Raw genomic sequence first — 26,361 nt, forward strand, 5'->3', positions numbered from 1 at the left:
TCCAGTACGCCGCGGCTTCTCGGCTCTATCGCAACTAGCTCTGGAATACTGGATCGTCCGCCGGGGTCTGTCATCGGGCGCGCGTTCGCGCGACCCCGGTGGCGGACGACGGCACCGCGTGTTTGAAATCTTGAATCGAGAGCCATCCCCATCGTCGTCCCGGCGAAAGCCGGGACCCATAACCACAGCCCGTCATTGTTGCGCGCTGCTGAAACGGCGAGTCCCGCCTGCAACGCCTGCTGCGGCGTATGGGTCCCGGCCTGCGCCGGGACGACGAATGGACAGAGCCCGGGCTGCTCTGCCGGATCGTCCGCCGGAGCCTGTCATCGGGCGCGCGACCCGGTGGCGGACGATGACGGCTTGAGTTATTTCCTGACGCAGATCACACGGACGACCGCAGCCTTGGCATCCGCCGATCCGCCTGATGCCGTCACGTCATGGGCTTTCAGGAAGTCGCGCACCGTGCTTGCGGGCACCAGTGCGGCTTGCGCCGGAGGCGTCGCGTTCGCGGGGCCGGCAACGATGACGGGCTTCAGCAACGCGATGCCGGCAAACCTGCCGTCGCTGTCGAGCGCCGCCGCGCCGGAGAAGCCGATCGCCGGCGCCGGTGACAGGGCCGCATCGCCCCCGCCGCCGAGCTGCGCCACCGATGCCTTCACACTGCTGACTGCCGCACCGCCGCCCTGGTTTTGCGGATCGGCGATGCCGGTGATGTCGAGCGCCGTCGTTGTCGCATTGCCGGCGATATCGAGCGGCTTCAACCCGCGCGCGCCATAAATGCGCAGCAGCGCCAGATCGTGCTCCTTGTCCTCGGCGACCCGATCGGCATTGCCGTAGCCCGGGATCGTCAGCGCGATGCAGTCGTCGGTCGCGACGCGGTCCGTGATAACAGCGCCGTCATCGCTGACCACGATTCCGGTGCCATATTCCACGGTCTTGCGCGGCGGCGGTCCGATCTGCGCGCCGGCAGGAAACGCGTTGAACGCGCTCGACATCGCGATCACAACAGGCTCGACGGTATTCTCGGTCGCCTGGTCGTAGAGAATGGTGAGGATGCGGACCTCGTCACCCCTGAAGGTGCCGCGCAGGTAAAACTTCTTCAGCCCCTGCATACCCGACAGCACGAAGAAGTCAGGCTTTACGACGGTGTAGTCGATGGTGCGGCCGGCCGGCTCCTTCTTCTCGCGGTCGGCAAGACTGGCGGTGGTCGGGTTCGCCTCCTTGCGCCGCGTCAGCAGCACCTGGATCGTGCCGGTCGCCGACGTCCATTTGGCGCCGGAGGCATCGCTGGTGAGCTGCGGCACCAGCTTCGAGGGAATGCCGAGCCGCGCGCCGGTGGCGGGCTCCGTGACGATCTTCCAGCCGACATTCTCCTGCCGCCGCCGCGCGGTGTCGGCGAGCACGCCGCGCTCCTGCGGGTTCAGCACGCCGGTCGGTTTGCCGCCACGGCCCTTCTGGAATTCCTTGATCGCGTTGACCATGCGCTCGCTGACGTCGCCGGTGATCGCGCCGTTATATTGGCCGACCCAGGCGAGGTCTGATTGCAGCGCCAGCCGCTCGGCCTGCGCCATCGCGTTCGCAGTATCTTCCGGCTTTTGCAGCGGGGGCCGGATCGGCACTGTCGTCACGGACTTCGGCTTGGCGCCAAGCGTCGACGGCGGCGTCATCTGGGCGTGCGCCGCGCCCACCCCTGCGACCATAACGGCCGCGACCATCAATGTTGCCGAAAGCACCGATCTCATGACAAATCCGGAAGAGACGACTGAAACCATTGACGTCCGGGCAATTAAGCACATCTGCTTGGTCGGCAACAACCGCGCCTGGGTTCAGCTTTCAACCCTCATCCTGAGGAGCGGCGCGAGCCGCGTCTCGAAGGATGAGGCCACGGACCGGGCCTCATGGTTCGAGACGGCGCTGCGCGCCTCCTCACCATGAGGGGATAGGGATGTAGGACTGATCGAACATGCTGAGTGCCGACGAACTCGAACGTTACGCCCGCCACATCGTGCTGCGCGAGGTGGGTGGCCCTGGCCAGAATGCGCTGAAGGCGGCCTCGGTCCTCGTGATCGGCGCGGGCGGTCTCGGAGCACCGGCGCTGATGTATCTGGCGGCGGCGGGCGTCGGCAGGCTCGGTGTGGTCGATGACGACATCGTGTCGCTCTCCAACCTGCAGCGCCAGATCATCCATACGACGTCGGATGTCGGCAAGCGCAAGGTCGACAGCGCCGCCGCGCAGATCCACGCACTCAATCCGCATGTGAGGTTCGAGGCGCACGCGATGAGGCTCGACGCAGGCAACGCGATGCCGTTGATCGCGGATTACGATCTCGTGCTCGACGGCTCCGACAATTTCGAGACCCGCTATCTGGTGTCCGATGCCTGCTTTCTCGCGGGCAAGCCGCTGATCACGGCGGCGCTCGGGCAGTTCGATGCCTCGCTGACCACGATCCGCGCCCATGAGAAAAACGCGCAAGGCGAGTTCAACCCGACCTATCGCTGCCTGTTTCCGGAAGCGCCGCCGCCCGGCACCGTGCCGGCCTGCGCCGAGGCCGGCGTGATGGGCGCGCTTGCCGGCATTTTGGGATCGATGATGGCGCTGGAGGCGATCCGCGAGATCGTCGGCTTCGGCGAAGGCCTGGTCGGCCGGCTGCTGATGGTGGATGCGCGCGCGATGCGCTTCGAAACCCTGCGTTACGCGCGCGATCCGCAGAACCCGCTCAACGGTGATGAACCCGCCATCACCGATCTGAGCGGGCATCAGTAGGATTCAGGCGTGATGAGATCAGGTCGAACTGGATCGACAGCGGAGGTTCACCTCTCCCTTGGGAGAGGTCGGCGCGTAGCGCCGTGTGAGGGGTTACAGTCCCTCGGTAGGTCTGCGGCCCCTCACCCGATTTGCTTCGCAAATCGACCTCTCCCCGACGGGGAGAGGTGAAGCAAGTGCATCGTCGAACCGATTCGATCCAAACTCATCTTGCTCTAGAACGCCGTTGCGGGCTTCTCGCTGTCCATGTGCCGGAGATGTTCTTCCGGATAGCGGCCGCCGGCGGCGATGCCAGGCGGAAATGCCTTGGCCAGCGCGGCAAGATGCGCGTCGCTCAGCTTCACGTCGAGCGCGCCGAGTGCTTCGTTCAGCCGCTCGCGCCGCCGTGCGCCGACCAGCGGCACGATATCCTTGCCCTGTGCCGCGACCCAGGCGATGGCGAGCTGCGCCGGAGAAGCGCCGATCTCGCCGGCGATGACGCGCAGGCGATCGGCAAGCGCGAGGTTGGTATCGATGTTGCCGGCCTGGAAGCGCGGGCTGAGCAGGCGAAAATCCTTCGCCTCGGCATGGTCCTTCGACCAGTGGCCGCTGATCAGCCCCCGCGCCAGCACGCCATAGGCAGTGATGCCGATGCCGAGCTCGCGGCAGGTCTTCAGGATGTCGTCCTCGATGCCGCGCGAGATCAGCGAATACTCGATCTGCAGGTCGGCGATCGGATGCACCTTGTGGGCGCGGCGGATGGTCTCGGAGCCGACCTCGGAAAGGCCGATATGCCTGATCCAGCCGGCCTTGATCATGTCGGCCATCGCGCCGACCGTGTCCTCGATCGGCACATTGGGATCGAGGCGCGCCGGGCGGTAGATGTCGATGTGATCGACGCCAAGCCGCTGCAGCGAATAGGCGACGAAGTTCTTCACCGCAACGGGGCGGCTGTCATAGCCCAGAAAGCCGTAGTTGCGATCGCGCAGCGCGCCGAACTTGACGCTGATCTGCAGATTGTCGCGGTTCCTGCCTTTCAGCGCCTCGCCGATCAGCATCTCGTTGTGACCCATGCCGTAGAAATCGCCGGTGTCGAGCAGCGTGATGCCGGCGTCGAGCGCGGCGTGGATGGTGGCGATGCTCTCGCTGCGATCGGTCGGGCCGTAGAAGTCGGACATGCCCATGCAGCCGAGGCCGATCTGCGAGACGACAGGGCCGGTGGAACCGAGTTTGCGTGTGTCCATGGTGGTGGTGTTCCCTAGAGGTCGCGAGCGGGCGATCCGCCGCAAATGGTGCAGCTGATATGCGTCCGCCACCTTCCCGCGATAAGCTGGACAATGCCGAATAGCTTGTTCACTATATCGAACAATGCAGGATTTCGACCTCCGCGACCTCGACGCCTTCGTGGCGGTGGCGCGCACGCGCAACTTCCGCCGTGCCGCGCTGGAGAGCCGCGTCTCGGTCTCGAGCCTCAGCCAGCGGCTGCGCGACATGGAGGAGCGGCTCGGCGTTCGCCTGATGAACCGCACCACCCGCAGCGTCGCGCTCACCGAAGCCGGCGAACTGTTGCTCGCTCGCGTCGGACCGGCAATGACCGATGTCGGCGATGCGCTCAACCAGGTGCGCGGCCTGCGCGCGGAGCCGTCGGGCCGCTTGCGCATCAACGCGCCGCCGCCGGCGATCGACCTCGTGCTGTCGCCGATGGTCGCGTCTTTCCTCGCGAAATATCCGAAGATCGATCTGGATATCGTCGCGGAGAGCGCGTTCGTCGATATCGTCGCGCAGGGCTTCGATGCCGGCGTGCGCTATGGCGAGCATCTTGCGCAGGACATGGTCGCGGTCCCGCTCGGCGCGCCGCAGCGCTACGCTGTCGTGGCTTCGAGCGACTACGTCGCAAAGCATGGCCGGCCGATGCAGCCGAAGGACCTGCTGAACCACGCCTGCATCCGCACCCGTTTCAGCAACGGCGCGATCTTCGATTGGGAGTTCGAGAAGAACGGCCGCGTGGTCAAGCTATCACCGCCGGCCAGGCTGATCGCAAGCTATCTCGGGCTCGCGCTGCGCGCGGTCCATGACGGCGTCGGCTACTGGGCGACGTTCGAGGGCTATGTCCGCTACGGCGTCAAATCCGGCGCGCTGATCAGCGTGCTCGACGATTGGTGCCCGCCGTTTCCCGGGCCGTTCCTCTATTATCCGAGCCGCCGCCAGCCGCCGCCGGCGCTCGCCGCCTTCGTGGCGTTCGTCGCCGACTGGCGCAAGCAGGCGGGACGGAAGAAATAGGGCAGGCTGTCACCACACCGTCGTCCCGGCCTTGAGCCGAGACCCTGCTGTCGCCCCTGCGCGCAGGGGCCCATAACCACAGGGCATAGTTTGAGGCACAACGGGCGGACGGCGATCTATTGCGTCAAAACGAGGTTGCGACTGGTCGGAACGCGGACCTCGTCCAACAATTTGGGCCAGTGGTTATGGGTCCCTGCTCCCGTGCGCAATTGCGCACTAGGCAGGGACGACACCGAATGCGCGGCTACAGCGAGCACCGGCTACTTTGCATGGGGTTGTTTTCGATATTTTGGCTGTGCCGTAGGAGCTACAGCATGCTCGGCAGCACGCGATCCGGCGGCTTGTGGTTGTCGAGGAAGGTGCGGATGTTGATGATCACCTTCTCGCCCATCTCGACGCGGCCTTCGATGGTGGCCGAGCCCATATGCGGCAGCAGCGTCACCTTGCCGGCCTTGGCCAGCCGCACCAGCTTCGGGTTCACCGCGGGCTCGTGCTCATAGACGTCGAGACCGGCGCCGCCGACGTCGCCGGCTTCGATCAGCTTGACCAGCGTGTCCTCGTCGATCACCTCGCCGCGCGCGGTGTTGACGATGTAGGCCTCTTTCCGGATCAGCTTCAGCCGCCGCGCCGACAGCAGATGGTAGGTGGCGGGCGTGTGCGGGCAGTTCACCGAGATGATGTCCATCCGGGCCAGCATCTGGTCGAGGCTTTCCCAATAGGTCGCGCCGAGTTCGTCGGCGATGACCGGCGCGACCGGGCGGCGGTTGTGGTAGTGGATCTGCAGCCCGAAGGCGCGGGCGCGGCGTGCCACGGCCTGGCCGATCCGGCCCATGCCGATGATGCCGAGCCGCTTGCCTCCGATGCGGTGGCCGAGCATCCAGGTCGGCGACCAGCCCGCCCAGTGCTGCTTGCCTTCGGTCAAGATCGAGGCGCCCTCGATCATGCGCCTGGGCACCGCGAGGATCAGCGCCATGGTCATGTCGGCGGTATCCTCGGTCAGCACCTTCGGCGTGTTGGTCACGGTGATGCCGCGCGCATGGGCCGCCGTCACGTCGATATTGTCGACGCCGTTGCCAAAGTTGGCGATCATCTTCAGCTTGCATTCGGGCTGGTTGATCACGTCGTCGCGGATCAGGTCGGTCACCGTCGGCACCAGCACGTCGGCGCTGCGCACGGCTTCCGCGATCTGCTCCGATGTCATCGGCGTGTCGTCCAGATTCAATCTGGCGTCGAACAGCTCGCGCATCCGGGTCTCGATCGAGTCCGGCAGCTTGCGGGTGACGACGACGAGAGGCTTTTTCTTTACCGACATGTCCTGCTCTCATGAGGCATTCAGCTCGCTAAAATTCGAGCCGTTCAGACCTCATTAACCCGGTTGATCGACACTGCTGAATGCCGCGCTGTCCCGGCGTTTCCTTCGCGTTTCCTACGGTTCCCCGATATCGACCGCACATTTGCCGGCGGAAAATTCGGGCGTTCTGGTTCTCAAGCTTGTCGTCCTCTCTAGCAGAAGGCCGGGCCAAGACAAGAACCCCTCGGAATCACGGCTGGGGGAGCGGACGGCGCCGGCACAGGGGGCCTGGTATCCAGGCGTGGGTTTGGGTTGCAACTCGCCGAATGCGGGTTGGTCATCTCGACAGGAGACGAGTTGATGTTCTGGCGTTTCGGTTCGTTGGCGGCGCTGGTCGGGAGCATGCTCGGCGCGTCGATCATGCCGGGACATACGGCCAAGGATCTGAGCCCCACCACCAGCGGATTGCCGATCCCGCGCTATGTCAGCCTGAAATCCGATCATGTGAACGTCCGCGCCGGCCCGACCAAGGACAATGACGTCGCCTGGGTCTACACCCGAGCCGGCCTGCCGGTCGAAGTCACGGCCGAATTCGAGAACTGGCGCAGGGTGCGCGACTCCGAAGGCGCCGAAGGCTGGGTCTACCACTCCCTGCTGTCCGGCCGCCGCACCGCGGTCGTCACGATGAAGAAGAAGGACGATCTCGCCTCGATCTACGATCATCCCGACGTCACCAGCGCGGTCGCGGCGCGGCTGCAGGCCGGCGTCGTTGCGCAGGTCAGGAAGTGCGCCAACAACTGGTGCCGGATCACCGGCAACGGATTCGACGGCTGGATCGAGCAGCAGCGCCTGTGGGGCGTCTACGCCGACGAGAAGGTGGATTGACGCGACAGCCCGTCATCGCCGGGCTTGCCGCCTCCGCTGAAGCTTCGGCGCGCCCGTGAGCCTTGGCCCCGTCGAAGCCTTGGCGTAGACGGGACCCGGCGATCTATCAGACAAAATTCAGCCGGGAACGATGGATGCACGGGCCAAGCCCGCGCATGACGATCGGGTGGGATCAGCGCTTCTTGCGCAGCCGCACGACCATGTCGACGCGGGCGATCTCATAGCCCTCCGGTACATCCGGCATCTTGGTCAGCACGAGGTTAGGGTCGGGAATATCGACCAGCTCGTGATTGTGCTCGAGATAGAAGTGGTGGTGCGCCGACACGTTGGTGTCGAAATAGGTCTTGGTGCCGTCGACGCTGACCTGGCGCAGCAGACCGGCATCGGTGAGCTGGTTGAGGGTGTTGTAGACGGTCGCCAGCGACACCGGAACCTTGGCCAGCGTGGCTTCCTCGTACAGCATTTCGGCGGTCAGGTGACGCGCGCCCTTGCCGAACAGCAGCCAACCCAGCGCCATGCGCTGGCGGGNCGGGTCGGCCGAAGGCCGGCAGCCTGCAGCATCTCGTTGACGTCATGCCACGGGCAGCCGGTCAGGGCCGGGTGATGCCCAGCGCCCCGTGCGGCCGGGTGCACGGCGTCATCGTTCGAAACCGATACTTCCTCGTTCATATCCACTCTATGCACCTAACTCGGGCGATATTCCTAGGAAATATAAAAAGGATGACCATCAGATGCAAGTTTTTCGCAACTAGAACGGATCCAAGGTAAAGAGGGAACCCCATGGAGAAGCGGCGATTTATCCCCGGAATGCTGCTTTGCTGCCCCCTTGAGCCTATGTTAGAGAGCGCGCGGACCACATATGCGCTATCGGCAGAGAACCAAGGCCGATAGCGTACCCGGATAGCGCCAAAGGGCGGGATATCCCAGCCCGGCGGGAACAACGGTCCGACTCAAGCAAAAAGCGCTTCATCGGGACATTTGAGAGGCTGAAGAGGATGCTGGATCGGCGCGGCGGTTATGAATACGAGGATTTGCTGGCCTGCGGCAGGGGAGAACTTTTCGGCCCCGGCAACGCTCAATTGCCGCTGCCGCCGATGCTGATGTTCGATCGCATCAGCGATATCTCCGAAACCGGCGGCGAGTTCGGCAAAGGACTGGTGCGCGCCGAGCTCGAAGTGAAGCCCGATCTCTGGTTCTTCGGTTGTCACTTCAAGAACGATCCGGTGATGCCGGGCTGTCTCGGTCTCGATGCCATGTGGCAAATGGTCGGCTTTTACCTCGGCTGGATCGGAGGCGAAGGTCGTGGTCGCGCGCTCGGCCTCGGCGAGCTGAAGTTCTCAGGGCAGGTGCTGCCGCATGCGCGCAAGGTTGTGTACAACGTCGATATCAAGCGCGTGATGCGAGCAAAGCTCGTGCTTGGAATCGCCGATGGGTGGCTTTCCATGGACGACGAGATTATTTATCGCGCCAAGGATTTGAAGGTCGGGTTGTTCAAGCAGGGCACGGCTCCGTCTTGAGCAGGATCATCATGCGACAACATTTAGGCAGGGCGAGGCGAACATGAGGCGGGTTGTCATCACGGGGATGGGCATTGTCTCATCCATCGGTAACAACACCCAGGAAGTGCTTGCGAGCCTCTACGAGGCGAAATCGGGCATCTCGCGTGCGGCGAAGCACGCGGAGTTGGGCTTTCGTTCGCAAGTGCACGGTGCGCCGACACTCAATCCTGCCGAGGTGATCGATCGCCGCGCGATGCGGTTCCTTGCAGAAGGTGCGGCGTGGAATCACGTCGCCATGGAACAGGCGATCCGCGACTCCGGTCTCGAGGAGAATGAAGTCTCCAACGTGCGCACCGGCATCATCATGGGATCAGGCGGGCCGTCGACGCGGACGCTTGTGGAGGCGGCCGACATCGCGCGCACCAAGGGTCCGAAGCGCATCGGTCCGTTCGCCGTGCCGAAGGGAATGTCGTCGACGGCGTCGGCGACGCTCGCGACCTGGTTCAAGATCAAGGGCGTGAACTACTCGATCTCCTCGGCCTGCGCGACGTCGAACCATTGCATCGGCAATGCCTATGAGACGATCCAGATCGGCAAGCAGGACATTATCTTCGCCGGCGGCTGCGAGGAACTCGACTGGACGCTGTCGGTGTTGTTCGACGCCATGGGCGCGATGTCCTCGAAATACAACGACACGCCGGCCACCGCCTCGCGTCCCTACGATATCAGCCGCGACGGCTTCGTGATCGCCGGCGGCGCTGGCGTCGTGGTGCTTGAAGAGTTCGAGCATGCCAAGGCGCGCGGCGCGAAGATTTATGGCGAAGTGGTCGGCTATGGCGCGACCTCCGACGGCTACGACATGGTTGCGCCGTCGGGTGAGGGCGCCGAGCGCTGCATGCGCATGGCGCTGTCGACCGTGAACACGCCGATCGACTACATCAATCCGCACGCCACCTCGACGCCGGCCGGCGATCCGCCGGAGATCGAGGCGATCCGCAAGGTGTTCGGCACCGGCGACAAGTGTCCGCCGATCTCGGCGACCAAGGCGCTGACCGGCCATTCGCTCGGCGCCACCGGCGTGCAGGAGGCGATCTATTCGCTGTTGATGCTGAACAACGGCTTCGTCTGCGAGAGCGCGCATATCACCGAACTCGATCCGGTGTTCGCCGACATGCCGATCGTGCGCAAGCGCATCGACAATGCCAAGCTCGCCACCGTGCTGTCGAACTCGTTCGGCTTCGGCGGCACCAACGCCACGCTTGTCTTCAAGCGGCTGGATGCGTGATTTGGCTGTTACCTCTTCTCACTTTCTGACGAAGGTCGGCAGGCAGCAAATGATGCGACGATCCGAAATGGGGTGGGCATGATCATCGAACCGCGCGTGCGAGGCTTCATTTGCACGACGGCGCATCCCGTCGGCTGCGCCACAAACGTCCGCGAGCAAATCGCTTACGTCCTCCGCCAGGGACCTGTTCCGGAATGTCCCAAGCGCGTCGCCGTGCTGGGGTGTTCGACGGGTTACGGCCTCGCGAGCCGCATTGTTGCGACCTTCGCGGGTGGAGCAGAGACCATCGGCGTGTCGCTGGAGCGCGAGCCGACAGCGACGAGGACAGGCAGCGCCGGCTGGTACAACAATCGCGCATTCGAGATCGAGGCCGAGAGGATCGGACGATCGCCTCTCACGTTGGAGGGTGACGCCTTTTCCGACGAGATGAAGAAAAACTTCATCGAGCGCGTGCGCGAAAAGTTCGGGCAGTTGGACCTGCTGGTCTACAGCATGGCCGCTCCGGCACGGACAGACCCGGTCACGGGCAAGACCTATCGCTCGGTCATCAAGCCGCTCGGTGCGCCTGTCGAGATCAAGACCCTCGACACCGAGACGGGCGAAGTGTTCCAGACGACCCTTGAGCCGGCGAGCGAAGATCAAACGACGGCCACGGTCGCGGTGATGGGCGGCGATGACTGGAAGCGCTGGATCGACCAGCTTGCTGACGCCGGCGTTCTGGCGCCAGGTTTCCGGACGCTCAACTACACCTATATCGGCAGTGAATTGACCTGGCCGATCTACTGGCACGGCACTCTGGGTCGCGCCAAGGTCGATCTCGACAGCAAGGCGGAAGAGATCCGGGGCCGGCTCGGTGAGGACGCGGCCCGCGTTGTGGCGCTCAAGGCCGTGGTCACTCAGGCGAGTTCGGCCATTCCGGTGGTGCCGCTCTATGGAACGGTGCTGTTCAAGGTCATGAAGCAGCTCGGGCTGCACGAAGGGTGCATCGAACAGATCGATCGCCTGTTCCGGACGCGCCTTGGCGCGAATGCCGAGATTGACGAGGCCAAGCGCCTGCGGGTCGACGACTGGGAGCTCTCGCCCGAAGTTCAGACGGAAGTGTCGCGACGCTGGCCTCTGCTCTCCACCGAGACGATGGGTGAACTGGCGGACCTCCAGGAATACAGGAGCCAGTTCCTTCGCCTGTTCGGATTTGGCATCGACGGCGTCGACTACACACAGGATCTCGATCCTCGCGTCGTGCCGGGCTAAGCCTTCGTAGCCCGGATCGCGTTGCACTGATCCGGGCTACACAGTTGCGACGTCACCCCGCCGCGATCTTCTCTGCGCGCTGGAACGCGGGCCGTGCCATGCAGCGATCGATATAGGCGTCGAATGACGGCCGCGCTGGCACCGTCTTGAAGATGCGCACGGCAAAGTTCAGCCCGGAGCCGATCGCGATGTCGGCGGCGGAGAACTGATCGCCGAGGATCCACGGTCCCTTCTGCAACTCCGCGTCGAGCACGTCGAACACCTGTGCCGCGCTGCCCCACGCCGCGGTGCTCGTGGGCACTTCGAGCTTGGTGAAGAGCTGGATCAGTGCGGGCTCTATGCAGCTCGGCGAGAAGAACAGCCATTGCAGATAGCGTGCGCGCTTCGGGTCCGTCGTGGCCGGCGCGAGCTTGGTCTCGGGATAGCGGTCGGCGACGTAAGCGCAGATCGCCGCCGCCTCGGCGAGCCGGGCGTCACCGTCGGTCAGCGCCGGAACCTTGCCCATCGGATTGATCTTGAGGAAGTCGGGCGACTTCTGTGCGCCCGTGCTGATATCGGTCAGCACTCGTTCGTAGGCGAGGCCGGATTCTTCGAGCAGCCAGATGGCGGAGAACGAGCGCGACCGCGGCGACCAGTAGAGCTTGATCATAGGCTGAACCTTTCATCGGCGAGGGACGAACAGCGCCCGTTCATCGCGCGCCTGCCGCGGATATGCAACCCGGGTCGAGGCTCAGGCCCCCTGTGCCCTCCTCCACCGATAGTGCTTCATTGTGAAGCCTGTCTGCGGATTGAGCTCTTCCTTTTCGAACGCAAATCCCTCGCGCTCATACCAGCGCCAGGCCTTTTCGTTCTCGCGAACGCACTTCAACCAGATTTCATCGGGCAATTGCTGGCGCGTGAAGGCGAGGCACTCGCGTCCCAGGCTCCGTCCTTGATAGACCGGTGCGACCATCAGTTGGTCGAGAAGGCAGGTCGGCAGATGCAGCGCCAGCATGCCGGCGATTGTGCCGTGATCGTCGGCGACGAAAAGGCTCCAGCCGCCATCGATCTCGCGCCGCAGGCGTGCACGCAGATCGCTCAACAGGCCGTCGCTTGACCGCGAGAGTTGGGTCGAGACCCAGCTCTCCATCCAGACGCGCGCGATCTCGTCATATTCGTCCGGGCGAGCAGCGCGGATTGTCGGCAACGTCATCCTTGATCTCTCAGCGTACGAAAGGCCCCGCGGTGTCTCGCGAGGCCTTCAGCTTAGAGCATGATCCGTAAAAGTGTGAAGCGGTTCTCCCTCGCGACAAGCGCGTAGCGTTTGTGCGGAGATCATGCTCAAACAAGAAGCTAAAGCGCGATGACGGTTCAACCTGATCTCATCGCGCTCTAGTCGAGCAGATCGCATCCGACGATCCTTCTGACGGCTCACACGTCGAGCGCCCCTGCCTTCGCCGCTGCGTAGCGCGCGCTCACGGCTTTCCAGTCCACCGTATTCCACCACGCCTTCAGATAGTCCGGCCGGCGATTCTGGTAGCTCAGATAATAGGCGTGCTCCCAGACGTCGTTGCCGAGCAGTGCCCGCTTGCCGTCCATGATCGGATTGTCCTGGTTCGGCCGCGTCTCTATCGCCAGCTTTCCGTCCCTGGTCACGGTGACGAACACCCAGCCCGAGCCGAACACACGTCCGCCAGCGGCATTGAAGTCCGCCTGGAACTTCTGCATGCCGCCGAGATCGCGGTCGATCGCCGCCAGCACCTCGCCGTCTGGCTTGCCGCCGTTTGGTCCCATGATCTGCCAGAACATCGTATGGTTGGCGTGGCCGCCCATGTTGTTGCGCACGCCGGTGCGGATCTGCTCCGGCACATCGCCGAGATTGGCGAGCACGTGAGTGACCGGCTTCTCCGCGATCTTCGGGTGATCCTTGGCGAACGTGTTCAGGCTGTTGACATAGGCTTGGTGGTGCTTGTCGTGATGGATCGCCATCGTCTGGGCATCGATGTGCGGCTCCAGTGCGTTGGTCGGATAGGACAGCGGTTCGACCTTAAAGGGTCCGCTCGGAGCCGATGCCGCCTGGGCGAACACCGTGCGTGATGAGGCGGCTGCCGAAGCGATACCGGTTGCTGCGATGATCAGGTGGCGTCGGGACATCAGGGACATTTGCGGTTCTCCTTGCTGGAAAGGCATCCTGATGTTAGGCGCGAGGTGTGAACGGGTTCCAACGTTGTTGGTCACAATGCCGGGTCAAAACCGCGCATGCGGTCAGCGGAGATTGCTTTGCGGCGCGTGTCCGCAAACTGAAAAGGGCGGCCGTAGGCCGCCCTTTTTGCAACAGTCGATTTGTTTGTAACAGTCGATTTGCTTTGGCCTTACTCGCCGGCGGCCTCGCGCGGAGCGGGCGCGTCGGCCTTCTGCTTGGCTTCGAGATCCTCGCCGGTCGTCTGGTCGACCGCCTTCATCGACAGGCGGGTCTTGCCGCGGTCGTCGAAGCCGAGCAGCTTGACCTTGACCTTGTCGCCTTCCTTGACGACGTCGGAGGTTTTCTGCACGCGGTTGGCCGCGAGCTGGCTGATGTGGACCAGGCCGTCCTTGGCGCCGAAGAAGTTCACGAAGGCGCCGAACTCCATCACCTTGACGACGGTGCCCTCGTAGATCTGGCCGACCTCCGGATCGGAGGCGATCGACTTGATCCACTTGATCGCGGCCTTCATCGCCTCGCCGTCGTTGGAGGCGACCTTCACGGTGCCATCGTCCTCGATGTTCACCTTGGCGCCGGTCTTCTCGACGATCTCGCGGATCACCTTGCCGCCGGTGCCGATCACTTCGCGGATCTTGTCGGTGGCGATCTTGAAGGTCTCGATGCGCGGTGCGTATTCGCCGAGCTCGGCGCGGGCCGCGGTCAGGGCCTTGGCCATCTCGCCGAGGATGTGGACGCGCCCTTCCTTGGCCTGGCCAAGCGCAACGCGCATGATCTCTTCGGTGATGCCCTCGATCTTGATGTCCATCTGCAGCGAAGTGATGCCCTGCTCGGTGCCGGCGACCTTGAAGTCCATGTCGCCGAGATGATCCTCGTCACCGAGGATATCAGACAGCACCGCAAAGCGCGTGCCTTCGAGGATCAGGCCCATCGCGATGCCCGCGGTCGGCCGCTTCAGCGGCACGCCGGCGTCCATCAGCGACAGCGAAGCGCCGCAGACCGAGGCCATCGACGAGGAGCCGTTGGACTCGGTGATCTCGGAGACCACGCGCACCGTGTAGGGGAACTCGTGGTGGGGCGGCAGCACCGGGTGGATCGCGCGCCAGGCGAGCTTGCCGTGGCCGATCTCGCGGCGCTTGGTGCCGCCGAGGCGGCCGGTTTCACCGACCGAGTAGGGCGGGAAGTTGTAGTGCAGCAGGAATGTCTCTTTGTACGTACCCGACAGCGCGTCGATGTACTGCTCGTCCTCGCCGGTGCCGAGCGTGGTCACGACCATCGCCTGGGTCTCACCGCGGGTGAACAGCGCCGAGCCGTGGGCGCGCGGCAGCACGCCGACTTCGGCGACGATGTTGCGCACGGTCTTGACGTCGCGGCCGTCGATGCGCTTGCCGGTGTCGAGGATGTTCCAGCGAACGATCTTGGCTTCGAGCTCCTTGAACACGTCGGCGACGCGCAGCTTGTCGAATTTCGGCTCCTGCCCTTCCGGGAAGAAGTGCGCCATCACCTTTTCCTTGACGGCGCCGACGGCGGCGTAGCGCTCCTGCTTCACCGGGATCGCATAGGCCTGGCGGAGCTCCTGCTCGGCGATGCCAAGCATCTCCTTTTCGATCTCCGAATTGTCGATCGTCGTGACGTCGCGCGGCTCCTTCGCGGCCTTCTCGGCGAGCTCGATGATCGCGTTGATGACCGGCTGGAAGTGGCGATGGCCGAACATGACCGCGCCGAGCATCACGTCTTCGTTGAGCTCTTTTGCTTCCGATTCCACCATCAGCACGGCGTCGGCCGTGCCGGCGACGACGAGATCGAGCTGGGTCTCGGTCATCTCGTCCAGCGTCGGGTTGAGCACGTATTCGTCATTGGCGAAACCGACGCGCGCCGCGCCGATCGGGCCCTTGAAGGGCGCGCCCGACAGCGTCAGTGCCGCGGATGCGGCCACCAGCGCGACGATATCCGGATCGTTCTCCATGTCGTGGGAGAGGACGGTGACGATCACCTGGGTTTCGTTGCGCCAGCCGTCGACGAACAGCGGGCGGATCGGGCGGTCGATCAGGCGGGAGACCAGCGTCTCCTTCTCGGTCGGACGGCCCTCGCGCTTGAAATAGCCGCCGGGAATGCGGCCTGCGGCGTAGGTCTTTTCCTGGTAGTCGACGGTCAGCGGAAGGAAGTCGACGCCCTCGCGCGGCGCCTTCGCCGCAACGACGGTGGCGAGCACCACGGTCTCGCCATAGGTGGCCATCACGGCGCCGTCAGCCTGACGGGCGATCTTGCCGGTTTCAAGTTTGAGGGGACGTCCACCCCAGTCGATCTCGACGGAATGCGTTTTGAACATTTCGGTCTTCTTTCATGGTTTCGCGAAAGCACGGCGCCCGGAAACGCAAAGACCATGAGCAAGACGGCGAGACACTGGTGCGCTGCTGCGACCAGTATCCGGCGATCCTGCCATGGTCCCTGGATTTCGGATGGCGTCCATCCTTTCGGTCATCTGGGCATCTTGCCCCGTCCAGCTGCCGGATTGCTGCTGGACGCTAGTGCGCATGGCGTGCGTGCCATGCTGTTGCGCATGATCGTCTTTCGAAAATTCGAAAGTCCGCACTCCCGGAAGATCATACGAAAACGCGCGCGAACCGCGCGCGCGTGCTTCTCAATATCAACGACGGATGTTGTGCTTTTCGAGCAGTGCCTTGTAACGCGCCTCGTCCTTGCGCTTGATGTAGTCAAGCAGGGAGCGTCGCGTCGACACGAGCTTCAGGAGGCCGCGGCGTGAATGATTGTCCTTCACGTGGGACTTGAAGTGCTCGGTGAGGTTATTGATGCGTTCCGACAGGATCGCGACCTGAACCTCGGGCGAGCCGGTGTCGCCGGCTTTGGTGGCATTCGTCTTGATGACTTCCGCTTTGCGTTGCGCGGTAATCGACATCGTCAGTTGCTTCCATGGTTGCGAGCCGGACTGGCAGTCAATCCGCTCAGGTTGAACACGCGCTTGGGGATGAGTTCGCCATTGCCAAGTTCGGCAAGCGCCAGAAGACGGCCTGCCACCGTGACATAGACTGTGCCGCTACTATTGGGCGCATCCCGTCCGCGCAACAAAACGGCCTGGCCCCTGTGGAGCCTTGCCGCATCAGCCCGTGTAACGGCCAGTGCCGGGATGTCGTCCAGCGCGGTCTCAACGGGCAAAAGCGCGTCGGCGAGGCTGCCCTCGCCAGACGCGGCTCTATTGCATAAAGCCTCCAACTGTTCCAGCGGAATCATGTCCGCTTCCGTAAACGGGCCGACAATGGTCCGCCGCAGGGCCGAGATATGGCCGAAACAGCCCAGAATCCGGCCCATATCGCGGGCCAGCGCCCGGACATAGGTTCCTTTGCCGCACTCGGCCTCGAACACGGACTGGCCGTTATCTCCATGTTCGACAAGGATTAATTCGTGGATCTCGACCGGGCGGGGCTTCAGTTCCACGGTCTCGCCGTCGCGCGCCAAGTCATAAGCGCGCTCACCCTGCACCTTGATGGCCGAATATTGCGGCGGGATCTGCTCGATCATCCCGGTGAAGCTCGGCAGCAGCTCGCGGATCGCCTCTGCCGTCGGCCGGCTCTCGCTGGTCCTGGTCGGGCGTCCTTCGGTGTCGTCGGTGTCGCGCTCCTCGCCCCAGCTCACCGTGAAGCGATAGCGCTTGCGGCCGTCCATCACGAACGGCACCGTCTTGGTGGCTTCACCCAGCGCGATCGGCAGCCCCCCGGAGGCGAGCGGATCGAGCGTGCCGGCATGGCCTGCGCGCTTCGCCTGAAACAGGCGCTTGAGCACGGCGACCGCGTGCGTCGAGGTCATGCCGATCGGCTTGTCGAGCACGACCCAGCCGTGCACGTCGCGCTTGTCGCGGCGCGGCTGCTGATTCTGCTTGCCCTGCTTCTGCCGCGGATCATTGTTCACCCGACGCGAACCCTCACTGCGCTGTTCGGAAAAAATATCTCTGTCAGCGTCGCGCGCGTCGGCATCTTTCGCGTCGATCACGCTGTTGGTCGTCGTCACAGTCATCACTCGTCGTCCGAATCGGGTGCAAGGTCTCGCTGCACCGCAGGTGTTCGCAGTAATTTCTCGATACGTTCCGCTTCGTCGAATCGCTCATCGACGCGGAAGCGAATGTCGGGTGCAAATTTCAGGTTAACGCGATGCGCGATCTCGCCGCGGAGGAATTTCTTGTTGCGCTCGAGCGCTGCGATCACCGCGTCGGTGTCGCGCCCGCCGAGCGGCATCACGTAGATCGTGGCGAGCTTCAGGTCCGGCGACATGCGCACCTCGGGAACGGTGATGATGTGGCCTTCAAGATCCGGATCGTGGACGTCACCTTGCGAGAGAATCTCGGCAACCGCATGGCGAACTGTTTCGCCGACGCGCAGCTGACGTTGTGATCCTCCGGGCGTGGAACTCTTCTTCTGACGGGGCATGACCTTCTTCCAAAACCGTCGCGCCCGCGGGCCAAGCCGCAGGCATCAATGTCCTAGCTATTCAATTCAGGCAACGCGGGGGTGGCCGGACCAGGCCCGGCCACGCCGACGCATTTTCAGTTAAATGGATCCAACGCTTAGTAAGATCTGCGCTTCGTAAGATTTGGACTTACAGAGAGCGCTGGATCGTCTCGATGCGGTAACACTCGATCACGTCGCCGACACGCATGTCGCCGTAGTTTTCGAACGCCATGCCGCACTCCTGGCCGGCGACCACTTCCTTCACTTCATCCTTGAAGCGCTTCAGCGTCGAGAGCTTGCCCTCGTGCACCACGACGTTGTCGCGGATCAGGCGAACATTGGCGCCGCGCTCCACGGTCCCGTCGGTGACGCGGCAACCCGCGACCTTGCCGACCTTGGAGATGTTGAACACCTCCAGGATCTGCGCGTTGCCCAGCATGGTTTCGCGCAGCGTGGGCGCGAGCAGGCCGGACATCGCCTTTTTGATGTCATCCACCAGATCGTAGATGATGTTGTAGTAGCGGATCTCGATGCCATTGCGCTTGGCCGCGGCCGCCGCTTCCTTGTTGGCGCGGACGGAGAAGCCGATGATCGCGGCGTTGAAGCCTTCCGCCAGCGTGACGTCGGACTCCGAGATGCCGCCGACGCCCGCATGCAGGATGCGCGCGGCGACTTCGTCGGTGCCGAGCTTTTCCAGCGAGCCCAGGATCGCTTCCAGCGAGCCCTGCACGTCAGCCTTCACGATCAGCGGGAATTCCTTGCGTCCCGCGGTCTTGAGCTGCGACATCATCTGCTCGAGCGAGCCGCGCATGCCGGAGATCGAAGCTGCCGCGTTCTCGCGCTTCTGGTGCGCGCGGTAGCTCGTGACCTGGCGGGCGCGGGCTTCGTTCTCGACCACGGCGAGGCGGTCGCCGGCTTCCGGCGGACCGTTGAAGCCGAGCACCTCGACCGGCACGGACGGTCCGGCTTCGTCGAGATTCTCGCCCTGATCGGAGATCAGCGCGCGGACGCGGCCCATCTCGGCTCCGGCCACGATGATGTCGCCGACACGCAGCGTGCCGCGCTGCACCAGCACGGTCGCGACCGGACCGCGGCCACGATCGAGCTTGGCTTCGATCACGGTGCCTTCCGCCGGACGATGCGAGTTGGTCTTCAGGTCGAGGATCTCGGCCTGCAGCGCGATCATCTCCAGCAGCTTGTCGAGATTGGTCTTGTTCTTCGCCGACACCTCGACGTCGACCACGTCGCCGCCGAGCGATTCGACCTGCACCTCGTGCTGCAGCAGCTCGGTGCGCACGCGCTCGGGCCGCGCATCGGGCTTGTCGATCTTGTTGATCGCCACGATGATCGGCACCCGGGCCGCCTTGGCGTGGTTGATCGCTTCCACCGTCTGCGGCATCACGCCGTCATCGGCAGCGACCACCAGCACGACGATGTCGGTGACCTTGGCGCCGCGGGCGCGCATCGCAGTGAACGCGGCGTGGCCGGGCGTGTCGATGAAGGTGATCTTGGTGCCGCTCTCGGGCGAGAGCACCTGATAGGCGCCGATATGCTGGGTGATGCCGCCGGCTTCACCCGACACCACATTGGCGTGGCGCAGCGCGTCGAGCAGCGAGGTCTTGCCGTGGTCGACGTGACCCATGACGGTGACCACGGGCGAGCGCGGCTCGGTGTCCGTGGAATCGTCGACGACGTCGAACAGGCCTTCTTCCACGTCGGACGCGGCGACGCGCTTGACGCTGTGGCCGAGCTCTTCCGCGATCAACTGCGCAGTGTCGGCGTCGATCACGTCGGTGATCTTGTGCATCGCGCCCTGCTTCATCAGCATGCGGATGACGTCGACCGCGCGCTCCGACATGCGGTTCGCGAGTTCCTGGATCGTGATCGCTTCCGGAATGATGACTTCGCGGACCAGCTTCTCCTTCGGCTCGTTCGACGCATGTCCCTTCAGACGCTGGGTGCGGCGGCGGAACGAGGCGATCGAACGCTCGCGCACATCGTCGGCGTTGAGCGCGGTCACGACCGTGAGGCGGCCGCGCTCCTTCTGCGGGCCGGGCTTGTGGGTGGTCTTGGGCGCGGCCGCGGGACGCACGGCGCCGCCGGGGCGCCGCACCAGACGCGGACCTTCATCCTCCTCCGCTTCGGCGGGGACCCCCGGCCTCGGCGACGCGGCCGGGGGACGCGCTGCCGTGGTTGCAGTCGTACGGGCACCCGGCGTCGACGAGCGGGCCGCCGGCGCTGTCGTGCGAGTAGCTGGCGCGGGCGCAGGTCTTGCGGCGGCGGGCGCGGCCGGCGTTTGCGGCTTGGCCTCGCCCTCGCCGAAGCGGCGCTTGGCCTCGACTTCAGCCTTGCGCTTGGCGTCTTCCTCGTGGCGATGGCGCTCCTCTTCCGCCTTGCGGCGGGNCGGGCTTCGGCGGCCTCGCGTTCGGCCTTCTCGATCGCTTCGCGGGCGGCGCGGCGCTTGGCTTCCTCTTCCGCCTGGCGGCGCTCTTCGATATCGCGCTGCCGCGCATCTGCGAGCGCGTTGGCGCGCGCCGAGCGCTCGTCCTCGGTCAGCGTCGGAAGAACGACGCCCGAGCGAGTGTTGCGCTGTGGCTGGCCGGGCGGCGGGCCCGACGGACGACCCATCGGTGGCTTGTGAGCGGGAGGCGCAGGCTTTGCAACCACGGGTTCCGGCGCATGCGCTTCGCCCGGGCCGTCGCCGCCAATGCGGCGCTTGCCCCGCTTCTCGACCACGACCTGCTTGGTCCGGCCGTGGCTGAAGCTCTGGCGCACGGTGCCCGTCTCGACGCGTGGCTTCAGCGTCAAGGTCTTGCTCGGGACACTCAAAGTCTTGTCGCCAGGGGTTTTGGTATCAACCATTCAGCAGTCCTAATCTCGTTTCGCTGTGCGTTTGCCGCACAAGTCCTTCAACGTCGTCTTTTGTTGATCATGATCCCGTTGGAAAGGCGGTATCCGCCTTCCCGGATCATGCTCTGGAATTTCTGGCCGCTTCGGCGGTCTTGTCGTCGTCGGCCATCCGGTATCGGACCAGCATCTGGCAGCGCGACAGGAACGTCTTGCTCGCCGGGCCCGCGAGCAGCGCAGCATGTATCACATTTGTCCGCCCAAGTGCCAAATCCAATTCTGCCGACGTCAAAACATTGACGGTGGCGATTACCGGCGATTCACCACGTTTTTCGCTCCTTTGCCGGAGGATCGCGTCCAATTTGCGGATTCCGTCCGCAGCGCCGTCAGAAGCGTGGATCAGGGCTGCGGTTTCGCCCCGGTTGAGTGCGTCCTCGACCTTGCCGAAGCCCGACACAACCTGGCCGGCCTTGGCGGCCATCGCCAGGGCATCGGTGATGCTGCGCAGCAGGAGTGCCTCAGTGTCGGCAGGAAGGGTCGGCGCGACGCGGACATCGCGCTTGAATCCCTTGCTAAACTGGTGACGGCGCACGGCTTCCGCAACACTTCGCCGCGATGCGGAAACCCATAATCCGCGGCCGGGCAGCTTGCGCTTGAGATCCGGGATCACCTCGCCCGTGGGCGAGACAACGAACCGGATCAGCTCGTCGATCGGATGCACCTCGCGGCTGACCGCGCACATCCGCGTGGTCGCGGACTTCTGTGTCCGCGGCCCATCGTCGAGATCCGGGTCAGCCTGAGCGAGCATCCGTAGGCCATCTCCTTACGCCGCGGGTTCTTCGGCAGGCTCGGCTTCCGCAGCCGGCTTGGCGAGGTCGGCCTCGGTGATCCAGCCGGCCTTGAGGCGGGCCTGCATGATCATTGCCTCGGCATCGTCCCGCGAAATCTCGATGCCGTCGAGGAACCCGGTATGCTTGGTCTGCTCGCCGCCGTCCTTGCGCTCGGTCCAGCCGACCAGATCGTCGGTCGCGCAGCCGGCGAGGTCTTCGACGGTCTTCACGTCGTTCTCGCCGAGCTTCACCAGCATCTTCGAGGTCACGCCGGGCACTGTCTTCATGGCGTCCTCGACGCCGAGTTCCTTGCGCTTGGCCTCCAGCTCGGCCTCGAGCTGCTCCAGATATTCGCGAGCACGGGTCTGCAGCTCGGTGGCGGTCTCCTCGTCGAAACCTTCGATGCCGGCGAGTTCCTTGACGTCGACCAACGCAAGTTCCTCGACCGAGGTGAAGCCTTCGGAGGCGAGCAGCTGGCCGACCACCTCGTCGACATTGAGCGCTTCCATGAACACGCGCGTCGAATTCTCGAAGTCGGCCTGGCGGCGCTCCGACTCTTCCTGCTCGGTCAGGATGTCGATGTCCCAGCCGGTGAGCTGGGAGGCGAGGCGGACGTTCTGGCCGCGGCGGCCGATCGCCAGCGAGAGCTGGTTGTTGGTGTCGGGTACCACGACCTCGATGCGCTCGCGGTCTTCGTCGATCACCACCTTGGCCACTTCAGCCGGCGCCAGCGCGTTGACGACGAAGGTCGCGATGTCGGGCGACCACGGAATGATGTCGATCTTCTCGCCCTGCAGCTCGTTGACCACGGCCTGCACGCGCGAGCCGCGCATGCCGACGCAGGCGCCGACCGGATCGACCGAGGAGTCGCGCGAGATCACGCCGATCTTGGCGCGCGAGCCCGGATCGCGGGCTACCGCCTTGATCTCGACGATGCCGTCATAGATTTCAGGCACTTCCTGCGCGAACAGCTTCGCCATGAACTGCGGATGTGTGCGCGACAGGAAGATCTGCGGGCCGCGGGTCTCGCGGCGGACGTCGAAGATATAGGCGCGGACACGGTCGCCGTTGCGGAACACTTCGCGCGGCAGCATCTCGTCGCGGCGCACGATGGCTTCGCCGCGGCCGAGGTCGACGATCACGCTGCCATATTCGACGCGCTTGACGATACCGTTGACGATATCGCCGATGCGGTCCTTGAACTCCTGATACTGCCGGTCGCGCTCGGCCTCGCGCACCTTCTGCACGATCACCTGCTTGGCGGATTGCGCGGCGATGCGGCCATATTCCAGCGGCGGCAGCGTGTCGGCGATGGTGTCGCCGACCTGGGCGCCCGGATTGGCGCGCTGCGCGTCGGACAGCGAAATCTGGTTCGAGGCGTTCTCGACGACGTCGACCACCAGCATGTGGCGCGTCAGCCGGAGCTCGCCCTTCTTGGCATCGATCTCGGCATGGATGTCGGTCTCGCTGCCGTAACGGGCGCGCGCCGCTTTGGCGATGGCATCTTCCATCGCCGCGATCACGATGGAGCGGTCGATCGACTTTTCGCGCGCAACTGCGTCTGCGATCTGCAGCAGTTCGAGTTTGTTGGCGCTGACTGCCATGGCTTAGTCTCCTTCGGATGGATCGATCTCGCCTCGGCGCGCACGCGCGGCGGCCAGGCGGTGTTGTTTGGTGTTGGTCGGAGCCTGCTTCTTGCCGGGCTTCGGCTTCGGTTTATGGCTCTTTGCCGGATCGCTGTTCCTGGCGTGCGCCGGTTGCGGCGGTGCCAGCCCAAGCTCGCGGCGCAGCTCGCGCTCGGCGGCCTTGCCGCGGCGCATCGATTCTTCGATCAGCTCGTCGGTCAGCACAAGCCGCGCATCCGAGATATCTTCCATGACCAGCAGGACCTCGGCGTCCTCGTCGGCGCGCGGATCGTCGCGCTTGACGCGCACCGCATTGTCCTCGACGCCGGCGAGCGTGCCGCGGAACCGCTTGCGGCCCTGATGCGCCACCGCCATCTCGATCTTCACGAGATGGCCGCTGTAGCGCTCGAAGTCGGAGCGGCGCACCAGCGGGCGGTCGATTCCGGGCGACGAGATTTCGAGCCGGTAGGCGCGTTCGATCGGATCGGCGACGTCGAGCACCGGCGACAGCGCGCGCGAGATCGCCTCGCAGTCATCGAGCTGCATCGAGCCGTCGGGCCGTTCCGCCATGATCTGCACGGTGCAGCCGGCGTCGCCGGAGACCTTGATCCGCACCAGGCGATAGCCCATGCCCTGCAGCACCGGCACGGCGACTGCCGCCACGCGCGCGGCCACGCCGGGCTCGACGACGAGCCGCGGCTCGCTGAGCAGTTCGACGTCCACGGACGTTGCAGTCGGATCGGTCATATCCAGTGTCAGGGTCAAAGGCAGTCTGAGGTCTGTCGTGTTGTTTCGGTCGGCCTTAAGGGGCCGCTAACGCTACCCAAACGAGCCGTCGGCCCGGCCGGGTCCCTTCGGGTAATAAAAAAGAGCGGGTCCCGGGGGGCCCACTCTCCTACGCGATCGTATGAGATACCATAAGTTGCTGCCGATATAGCGCTTTTGCCTGGGTCCGGCAAGACCTCCGGGCCTCGGGGAGCGTGATTTTGCGGCGTCCCCGGGTGGGCGGCCGATCTAACCCTCCGTTTACGAAGGGGGTCCTAGATTGCCGGAAAACCGGCAGAAGCCGCTGGTTGGACAGGCTTATGACGACAGCCCCTGCGCTGATACCGGAACTCGACGACATCGTTCGCCGTGGCGACCCCAAGCGCCGCGCCGAGGCCGCGCGGCGGGTCAGCGAGCTGTTCCTGCAGGGGGCCGCGAGCTTCCGCCCCGACCATGTCGATCTGTTCGATGGCGTGCTGACCAGCCTGGTTCCACATGCCGAGCTCGACGCGCGGATCGATCTGGCCGAGCGGCTCTCGGTGCTCGTCAACGCGCCGCGGCAGCTGGTGGGCCAGCTCGCCCATGAGGACGATATCGCGATCGCAGGCCCGCTGCTGCGCCGCTCGCCCGTCATCGACGAGCGCGTGCTGGTCGAAATCGCCAACGCCAAGGGCCAGGGCCATCTGCTTGCGATGGCGGAGCGGCCGAAGATCTCGACCGGCCTGACTGACGTCATCGTCCGCCGCGGCGATCGCGATGTGATCAGATGCGCGGCCGGCAATGCGGGCGCTGCATTCTCCGACGATGGCTTTGCCTCGCTGATCCGCCGTGCCGGCCAGGACGGCGTGCTGACGCTGAAGATCGGCCGGCGCGACGATCTGCCGCCGGAGCATCTGAAGAGCCTGCTGGCTGGTTCGATCGATGTGATCCGCCGGCGCCTGTTCGATGTCGTCAAGCCTGAGCGGCAGGCCGAGATCAAGCTCGCGATGAGCGAGATCGAAGGCGTGATCATTCCGGTCGAGGGCCGTCGCGATTTCGTGGTGGCTCAGCGCACGATCCTTGCGCTGCATCGTGACGGCAAGCTGAACGAGGCCGCGCTGCTCGACTTCGCAAAGTCTTTCAAATACGAGGAATCGGTTGCGGCGCTCGCCGCGATGACCGGCGTGAAGATCGCGACGCTCGACCGCCTGATCTCGGGTGACCGCTATGATCCGATCCTGATCGCGAGCAAGACGGTCGGTCTCGAATGGCCGACCGTGCGCGCGCTGATCCTGATGCGGCTCGGGCCGAATCGCGTGCCGGCGGCGGCCGACATCGAAGGTGCGCGGGTGAATTTCGTTCGCCTGATGCCGTCGACCGCGCAGCGCGTCGTGGATTTCTGGAAGTCGCGGTAAAAATCCCGAAGACACAATCATAAAATTCCGTTGCGGGGAAAGTCGCGCCGTCCGCTCGCGTTGCATCGGCGTGGGTCGCACAAGGCGCAGGCACTCCCCATCGCCGGCAAGTCTGGCTATGCTCGCATGCAAGGCGCGACACAGCGCCAACAGGGAGATTGCCATGCTGACGGACGCCGACATTCAATCGCACGCCGACCGGATCCGCGACGACGGATACACCGTGATCGAGCGCGCCGCCTCGCCCGAGCTGGTCGAGGGATTGAAGGCGGCGGTGCTGCGGATCGAGCGCGAGCACGATCTCGGCCTGGCGAAGACCTCGTTCGAAGGCTTCAAGACGCTGCGCATCAACAACCTCCTGACCTACGACGATCTGTTCTGGGAGGTGCCGCTGCACGAGAACGTGCTGCCGGTGGTCGAGCGCGTGCTTGATCGGGAATGCCTGCTGTCGTCGTTCTGCTCGCTGGTGCTTGGTCCCGGCCAGGAAGCGCAGCCGATCCACGAGGACACGCAATTGATCCCGCTGCCGCGGCCGCATATTCCGATCACGATCAATGCGATCTGGGCGCTGACGGATTTTCGCGACGACAACGGCGCGACGCGGATCCTGCCCGGCAGCCACAAATTCCCGACATCGCCGGAATACGGCAAGGAGTACGACGCGGTGACCGCGACCATGCCGGCGGGCAGCGTGATGCTGTTCGACAGTGCGCTGTGGCACGGCGGCGGCGCCAACACCAGCGACGCCAGGCGATTCGCCTTCTCCTGCGCCTATTGCTGGGGCTGGATGCGCCAGCAGGAGAATTTGCAGCTCGGCATTCCCCGCGAGACCGCCGTTCGCTTTCCGCGCCGCTTGCAGGAATTGTGCGGCTATGGCGTCTACAAGGGACAGTTCGGCCACATCGACAATCGCGACCCGATCGAGCTGCTCGGTCGCGAGCGGGGAAAACGCATGGTGTGGGAAGCGACCGATGTGAAGAAGGCGCGGATGGCCAACCAGTAGTTTCCGTCGTGGCCGGGCTTGACC

General features: G+C 64.5%; 24 protein-coding genes and 2 pseudogenes. 9 read left to right on the forward strand and 17 right to left on the reverse strand.

Features of this window, described 5'->3' with window-relative positions; genetic code table 11:
• Positions 1 to 365: 365 nt before the first annotated feature.
• Positions 366 to 1,742 carry a serine protease gene (locus AS156_RS14090; protein ID WP_066504903.1) on the reverse strand — a complete coding sequence of 459 codons (1,377 nt, stop codon included), beginning with the start codon at positions 1,740 to 1,742 and terminating at the stop codon, positions 366 to 368.
• Here AS156_RS14090 and AS156_RS14095 point away from each other — a divergent pair.
• The gene (locus AS156_RS14095; RefSeq protein WP_066504906.1) at positions 1,741 to 1,935 is read left to right on the forward strand and encodes a hypothetical protein; all 195 of its coding nucleotides are present in this window, start codon (positions 1,741 to 1,743) and stop codon (positions 1,933 to 1,935) included. The genes AS156_RS14090 and AS156_RS14095 overlap by 2 nt on opposite strands.
• 28 nt (positions 1,936 to 1,963) lie before the next feature.
• A complete protein-coding gene (locus AS156_RS14100; RefSeq protein ID WP_066504909.1) occupies positions 1,964 to 2,764 on the forward strand; it encodes a HesA/MoeB/ThiF family protein in 801 nt (266 codons plus the stop codon).
• A 215-nt stretch (positions 2,765 to 2,979) separates the two neighbouring features.
• Here AS156_RS14100 and AS156_RS14105 read toward each other — a convergent pair whose 3' ends face one another.
• Positions 2,980 to 3,987 carry an aldo/keto reductase gene (locus AS156_RS14105; protein ID WP_066504911.1) on the reverse strand — a complete coding sequence of 336 codons (1,008 nt, stop codon included), beginning with the start codon at positions 3,985 to 3,987 and terminating at the stop codon, positions 2,980 to 2,982.
• Between the two features lie 124 nt (positions 3,988 to 4,111).
• Here AS156_RS14105 and AS156_RS14110 point away from each other — a divergent pair, with 124 nt between their 5' ends.
• Positions 4,112 to 5,023 (forward strand): LysR family transcriptional regulator, encoded by a 912-nt coding sequence (locus AS156_RS14110; RefSeq protein WP_066504914.1) that lies wholly within the window; start codon positions 4,112 to 4,114, stop codon positions 5,021 to 5,023.
• A 307-nt stretch (positions 5,024 to 5,330) separates the two neighbouring features.
• Here AS156_RS14110 and AS156_RS14115 read toward each other — a convergent pair whose 3' ends face one another.
• Entirely contained in the window at positions 5,331 to 6,335 is a 1,005-nt protein-coding gene (locus AS156_RS14115) for a 2-hydroxyacid dehydrogenase (RefSeq protein WP_066504916.1), read from the reverse strand.
• A 339-nt stretch (positions 6,336 to 6,674) separates the two neighbouring features.
• Between AS156_RS14115 and AS156_RS14120 the strand changes: the two genes are divergently transcribed.
• Positions 6,675 to 7,199: an SH3 domain-containing protein gene (locus AS156_RS14120; RefSeq protein ID WP_066504918.1), complete on the forward strand. Its 525-nt coding sequence runs from the start codon at positions 6,675 to 6,677 to the stop codon at positions 7,197 to 7,199.
• Between the two features lie 172 nt (positions 7,200 to 7,371).
• Here the strand turns inward: AS156_RS14120 and irrA are convergent.
• Together irrA and AS156_RS44355 are read right to left on the reverse strand one after the other, a co-directional pair.
• On the reverse strand, positions 7,372 to 7,727 hold a 356-nt coding region (gene irrA / locus AS156_RS14125; RefSeq protein WP_245312809.1), incomplete at its 5' end, for an iron response transcriptional regulator IrrA.
• 1 nt (position 7,728) lies between these two features.
• A pseudogene (locus tag AS156_RS44355) lies at positions 7,729 to 7,868 on the reverse strand (transcriptional repressor); the annotation flags it as partial.
• Positions 7,869 to 8,194: 326 nt separating this feature from the next.
• Here AS156_RS44355 and fabA point away from each other — a divergent pair.
• From fabA to fabV, 3 genes are all read left to right on the forward strand, one after another.
• Positions 8,195 to 8,716 carry a bifunctional 3-hydroxydecanoyl-ACP dehydratase/trans-2-decenoyl-ACP isomerase gene (fabA, locus tag AS156_RS14130; protein ID WP_066504921.1) on the forward strand — a complete coding sequence of 174 codons (522 nt, stop codon included), beginning with the start codon at positions 8,195 to 8,197 and terminating at the stop codon, positions 8,714 to 8,716.
• 43 nt (positions 8,717 to 8,759) lie between these two features.
• A complete protein-coding gene (gene fabB / locus AS156_RS14135; RefSeq protein ID WP_066504923.1) occupies positions 8,760 to 9,983 on the forward strand; it encodes a beta-ketoacyl-ACP synthase I in 1,224 nt (407 codons plus the stop codon).
• 78 nt (positions 9,984 to 10,061) lie between these two features.
• A complete protein-coding gene (fabV, locus tag AS156_RS14140; protein WP_066504925.1) occupies positions 10,062 to 11,234 on the forward strand; it encodes an enoyl-ACP reductase FabV in 1,173 nt (390 codons plus the stop codon).
• A 52-nt stretch (positions 11,235 to 11,286) separates the two neighbouring features.
• Here fabV and AS156_RS14145 read toward each other — a convergent pair whose 3' ends face one another.
• The 12 genes and pseudogenes from AS156_RS14145 to rimP form a co-directional block, all read right to left on the reverse strand.
• Positions 11,287 to 11,883 carry a glutathione S-transferase family protein gene (locus AS156_RS14145; protein ID WP_066504927.1) on the reverse strand — a complete coding sequence of 199 codons (597 nt, stop codon included), beginning with the start codon at positions 11,881 to 11,883 and terminating at the stop codon, positions 11,287 to 11,289.
• 81 nt (positions 11,884 to 11,964) lie between these two features.
• Positions 11,965 to 12,426: a GNAT family N-acetyltransferase gene (locus tag AS156_RS14150; protein WP_066504929.1), complete on the reverse strand. Its 462-nt coding sequence runs from the start codon at positions 12,424 to 12,426 to the stop codon at positions 11,965 to 11,967.
• 218 nt (positions 12,427 to 12,644) lie between these two features.
• Positions 12,645 to 13,376 carry a superoxide dismutase gene (locus tag AS156_RS14155; protein WP_066504932.1) on the reverse strand — a complete coding sequence of 244 codons (732 nt, stop codon included), beginning with the start codon at positions 13,374 to 13,376 and terminating at the stop codon, positions 12,645 to 12,647.
• Between the two features lie 209 nt (positions 13,377 to 13,585).
• The gene (gene pnp / locus AS156_RS14160; RefSeq protein ID WP_066504935.1) at positions 13,586 to 15,742 is read right to left on the reverse strand and encodes a polyribonucleotide nucleotidyltransferase; all 2,157 of its coding nucleotides are present in this window, start codon (positions 15,740 to 15,742) and stop codon (positions 13,586 to 13,588) included.
• 318 nt (positions 15,743 to 16,060) lie between these two features.
• The gene (gene rpsO / locus AS156_RS14165) at positions 16,061 to 16,330 is read right to left on the reverse strand and encodes a 30S ribosomal protein S15 (protein ID WP_066504937.1); all 270 of its coding nucleotides are present in this window, start codon (positions 16,328 to 16,330) and stop codon (positions 16,061 to 16,063) included.
• A gap of 2 nt (positions 16,331 to 16,332) precedes the next feature.
• Positions 16,333 to 17,442 carry a tRNA pseudouridine(55) synthase TruB gene (truB, locus tag AS156_RS14170; RefSeq protein WP_066504939.1) on the reverse strand — a complete coding sequence of 370 codons (1,110 nt, stop codon included), beginning with the start codon at positions 17,440 to 17,442 and terminating at the stop codon, positions 16,333 to 16,335.
• Complete coding sequence (gene rbfA / locus AS156_RS14175) at positions 17,442 to 17,852, reverse strand: 30S ribosome-binding factor RbfA (RefSeq protein ID WP_066504941.1); 411 nt, start codon at positions 17,850 to 17,852, stop codon at positions 17,442 to 17,444. Before rbfA ends, truB begins: the two co-directional genes overlap by 1 nt.
• A 169-nt stretch (positions 17,853 to 18,021) precedes the next feature.
• Positions 18,022 to 20,276, reverse strand: a 2,255-nt coding sequence (gene infB / locus AS156_RS14180; RefSeq protein ID WP_245312810.1) for a translation initiation factor IF-2, incomplete at its 5' end; no start/stop codon positions are given.
• A gap of 1 nt (position 20,277) precedes the next feature.
• Positions 20,278 to 20,735 (reverse strand): annotated as a pseudogene (locus AS156_RS44360) (translation initiation factor IF-2 associated domain-containing protein); the annotation flags it as partial.
• A gap of 106 nt (positions 20,736 to 20,841) precedes the next feature.
• Positions 20,842 to 21,528 (reverse strand): RNA-binding protein, encoded by a 687-nt coding sequence (locus tag AS156_RS14185; protein ID WP_066504948.1) that lies wholly within the window; start codon positions 21,526 to 21,528, stop codon positions 20,842 to 20,844.
• 15 nt (positions 21,529 to 21,543) lie between these two features.
• Positions 21,544 to 23,154: a transcription termination factor NusA gene (gene nusA / locus AS156_RS14190; RefSeq protein ID WP_066504950.1), complete on the reverse strand. Its 1,611-nt coding sequence runs from the start codon at positions 23,152 to 23,154 to the stop codon at positions 21,544 to 21,546.
• Positions 23,155 to 23,157: 3 nt separating this feature from the next.
• Complete coding sequence (gene rimP, locus AS156_RS14195) at positions 23,158 to 23,922, reverse strand: ribosome maturation factor RimP (protein ID WP_066504953.1); 765 nt, start codon at positions 23,920 to 23,922, stop codon at positions 23,158 to 23,160.
• A 338-nt stretch (positions 23,923 to 24,260) separates the two neighbouring features.
• Here rimP and AS156_RS14200 point away from each other — a divergent pair, with 338 nt between their 5' ends.
• Both AS156_RS14200 and AS156_RS14205 read left to right on the forward strand, forming a co-directional pair.
• Positions 24,261 to 25,334: a DUF2336 domain-containing protein gene (locus AS156_RS14200; RefSeq protein WP_066505341.1), complete on the forward strand. Its 1,074-nt coding sequence runs from the start codon at positions 24,261 to 24,263 to the stop codon at positions 25,332 to 25,334.
• A gap of 163 nt (positions 25,335 to 25,497) precedes the next feature.
• Entirely contained in the window at positions 25,498 to 26,337 is an 840-nt protein-coding gene (locus AS156_RS14205) for a phytanoyl-CoA dioxygenase family protein (protein WP_066505344.1), read from the forward strand.
• Positions 26,338 to 26,361: the final 24 nt, after the last annotated feature.

The organism is Bradyrhizobium macuxiense (assembly GCF_001542415.1).
Lineage (GTDB): Bacteria > Pseudomonadota > Alphaproteobacteria > Rhizobiales > Xanthobacteraceae > Bradyrhizobium > Bradyrhizobium macuxiense.

Coding starts and splice junctions, on each gene's coding strand:
- pnp (WP_066504935.1), bottom strand. CDS start 15,742: ATGTTCAAAACGCATTCCGTCGAGATCGACTGGGGTGGACGTCCCCTC.
- nusA (WP_066504950.1), bottom strand. CDS start 23,154: ATGGCAGTCAGCGCCAACAAACTCGAACTGCTGCAGATCGCAGACGCA.
- AS156_RS14150 (WP_066504929.1), bottom strand. CDS start 12,426: ATGACGTTGCCGACAATCCGCGCTGCTCGCCCGGACGAATATGACGAG.
- rbfA (WP_066504941.1), bottom strand. CDS start 17,852: ATGCCCCGTCAGAAGAAGAGTTCCACGCCCGGAGGATCACAACGTCAG.
- AS156_RS14105 (WP_066504911.1), bottom strand. CDS start 3,987: ATGGACACACGCAAACTCGGTTCCACCGGCCCTGTCGTCTCGCAGATC.
- AS156_RS14205 (WP_066505344.1), top strand. CDS start 25,498: ATGCTGACGGACGCCGACATTCAATCGCACGCCGACCGGATCCGCGAC.
- AS156_RS14095 (WP_066504906.1), top strand. CDS start 1,741: ATGACAAATCCGGAAGAGACGACTGAAACCATTGACGTCCGGGCAATT.
- fabV (WP_066504925.1), top strand. CDS start 10,062: ATGATCATCGAACCGCGCGTGCGAGGCTTCATTTGCACGACGGCGCAT.
- AS156_RS14090 (WP_066504903.1), bottom strand. CDS start 1,742: ATGAGATCGGTGCTTTCGGCAACATTGATGGTCGCGGCCGTTATGGTC.
- AS156_RS14110 (WP_066504914.1), top strand. CDS start 4,112: ATGCAGGATTTCGACCTCCGCGACCTCGACGCCTTCGTGGCGGTGGCG.
- fabB (WP_066504923.1), top strand. CDS start 8,760: ATGAGGCGGGTTGTCATCACGGGGATGGGCATTGTCTCATCCATCGGT.
- rimP (WP_066504953.1), bottom strand. CDS start 23,922: ATGACCGATCCGACTGCAACGTCCGTGGACGTCGAACTGCTCAGCGAG.
- AS156_RS14200 (WP_066505341.1), top strand. CDS start 24,261: ATGACGACAGCCCCTGCGCTGATACCGGAACTCGACGACATCGTTCGC.
- AS156_RS14120 (WP_066504918.1), top strand. CDS start 6,675: ATGTTCTGGCGTTTCGGTTCGTTGGCGGCGCTGGTCGGGAGCATGCTC.
- AS156_RS14185 (WP_066504948.1), bottom strand. CDS start 21,528: ATGCTCGCTCAGGCTGACCCGGATCTCGACGATGGGCCGCGGACACAG.
- AS156_RS14145 (WP_066504927.1), bottom strand. CDS start 11,883: ATGATCAAGCTCTACTGGTCGCCGCGGTCGCGCTCGTTCTCCGCCATC.
- fabA (WP_066504921.1), top strand. CDS start 8,195: ATGCTGGATCGGCGCGGCGGTTATGAATACGAGGATTTGCTGGCCTGC.
- rpsO (WP_066504937.1), bottom strand. CDS start 16,330: ATGTCGATTACCGCGCAACGCAAAGCGGAAGTCATCAAGACGAATGCC.
- AS156_RS14115 (WP_066504916.1), bottom strand. CDS start 6,335: ATGTCGGTAAAGAAAAAGCCTCTCGTCGTCGTCACCCGCAAGCTGCCG.
- AS156_RS14100 (WP_066504909.1), top strand. CDS start 1,964: ATGCTGAGTGCCGACGAACTCGAACGTTACGCCCGCCACATCGTGCTG.
- AS156_RS14155 (WP_066504932.1), bottom strand. CDS start 13,376: ATGTCCCTGATGTCCCGACGCCACCTGATCATCGCAGCAACCGGTATC.
- truB (WP_066504939.1), bottom strand. CDS start 17,442: ATGACTGTGACGACGACCAACAGCGTGATCGACGCGAAAGATGCCGAC.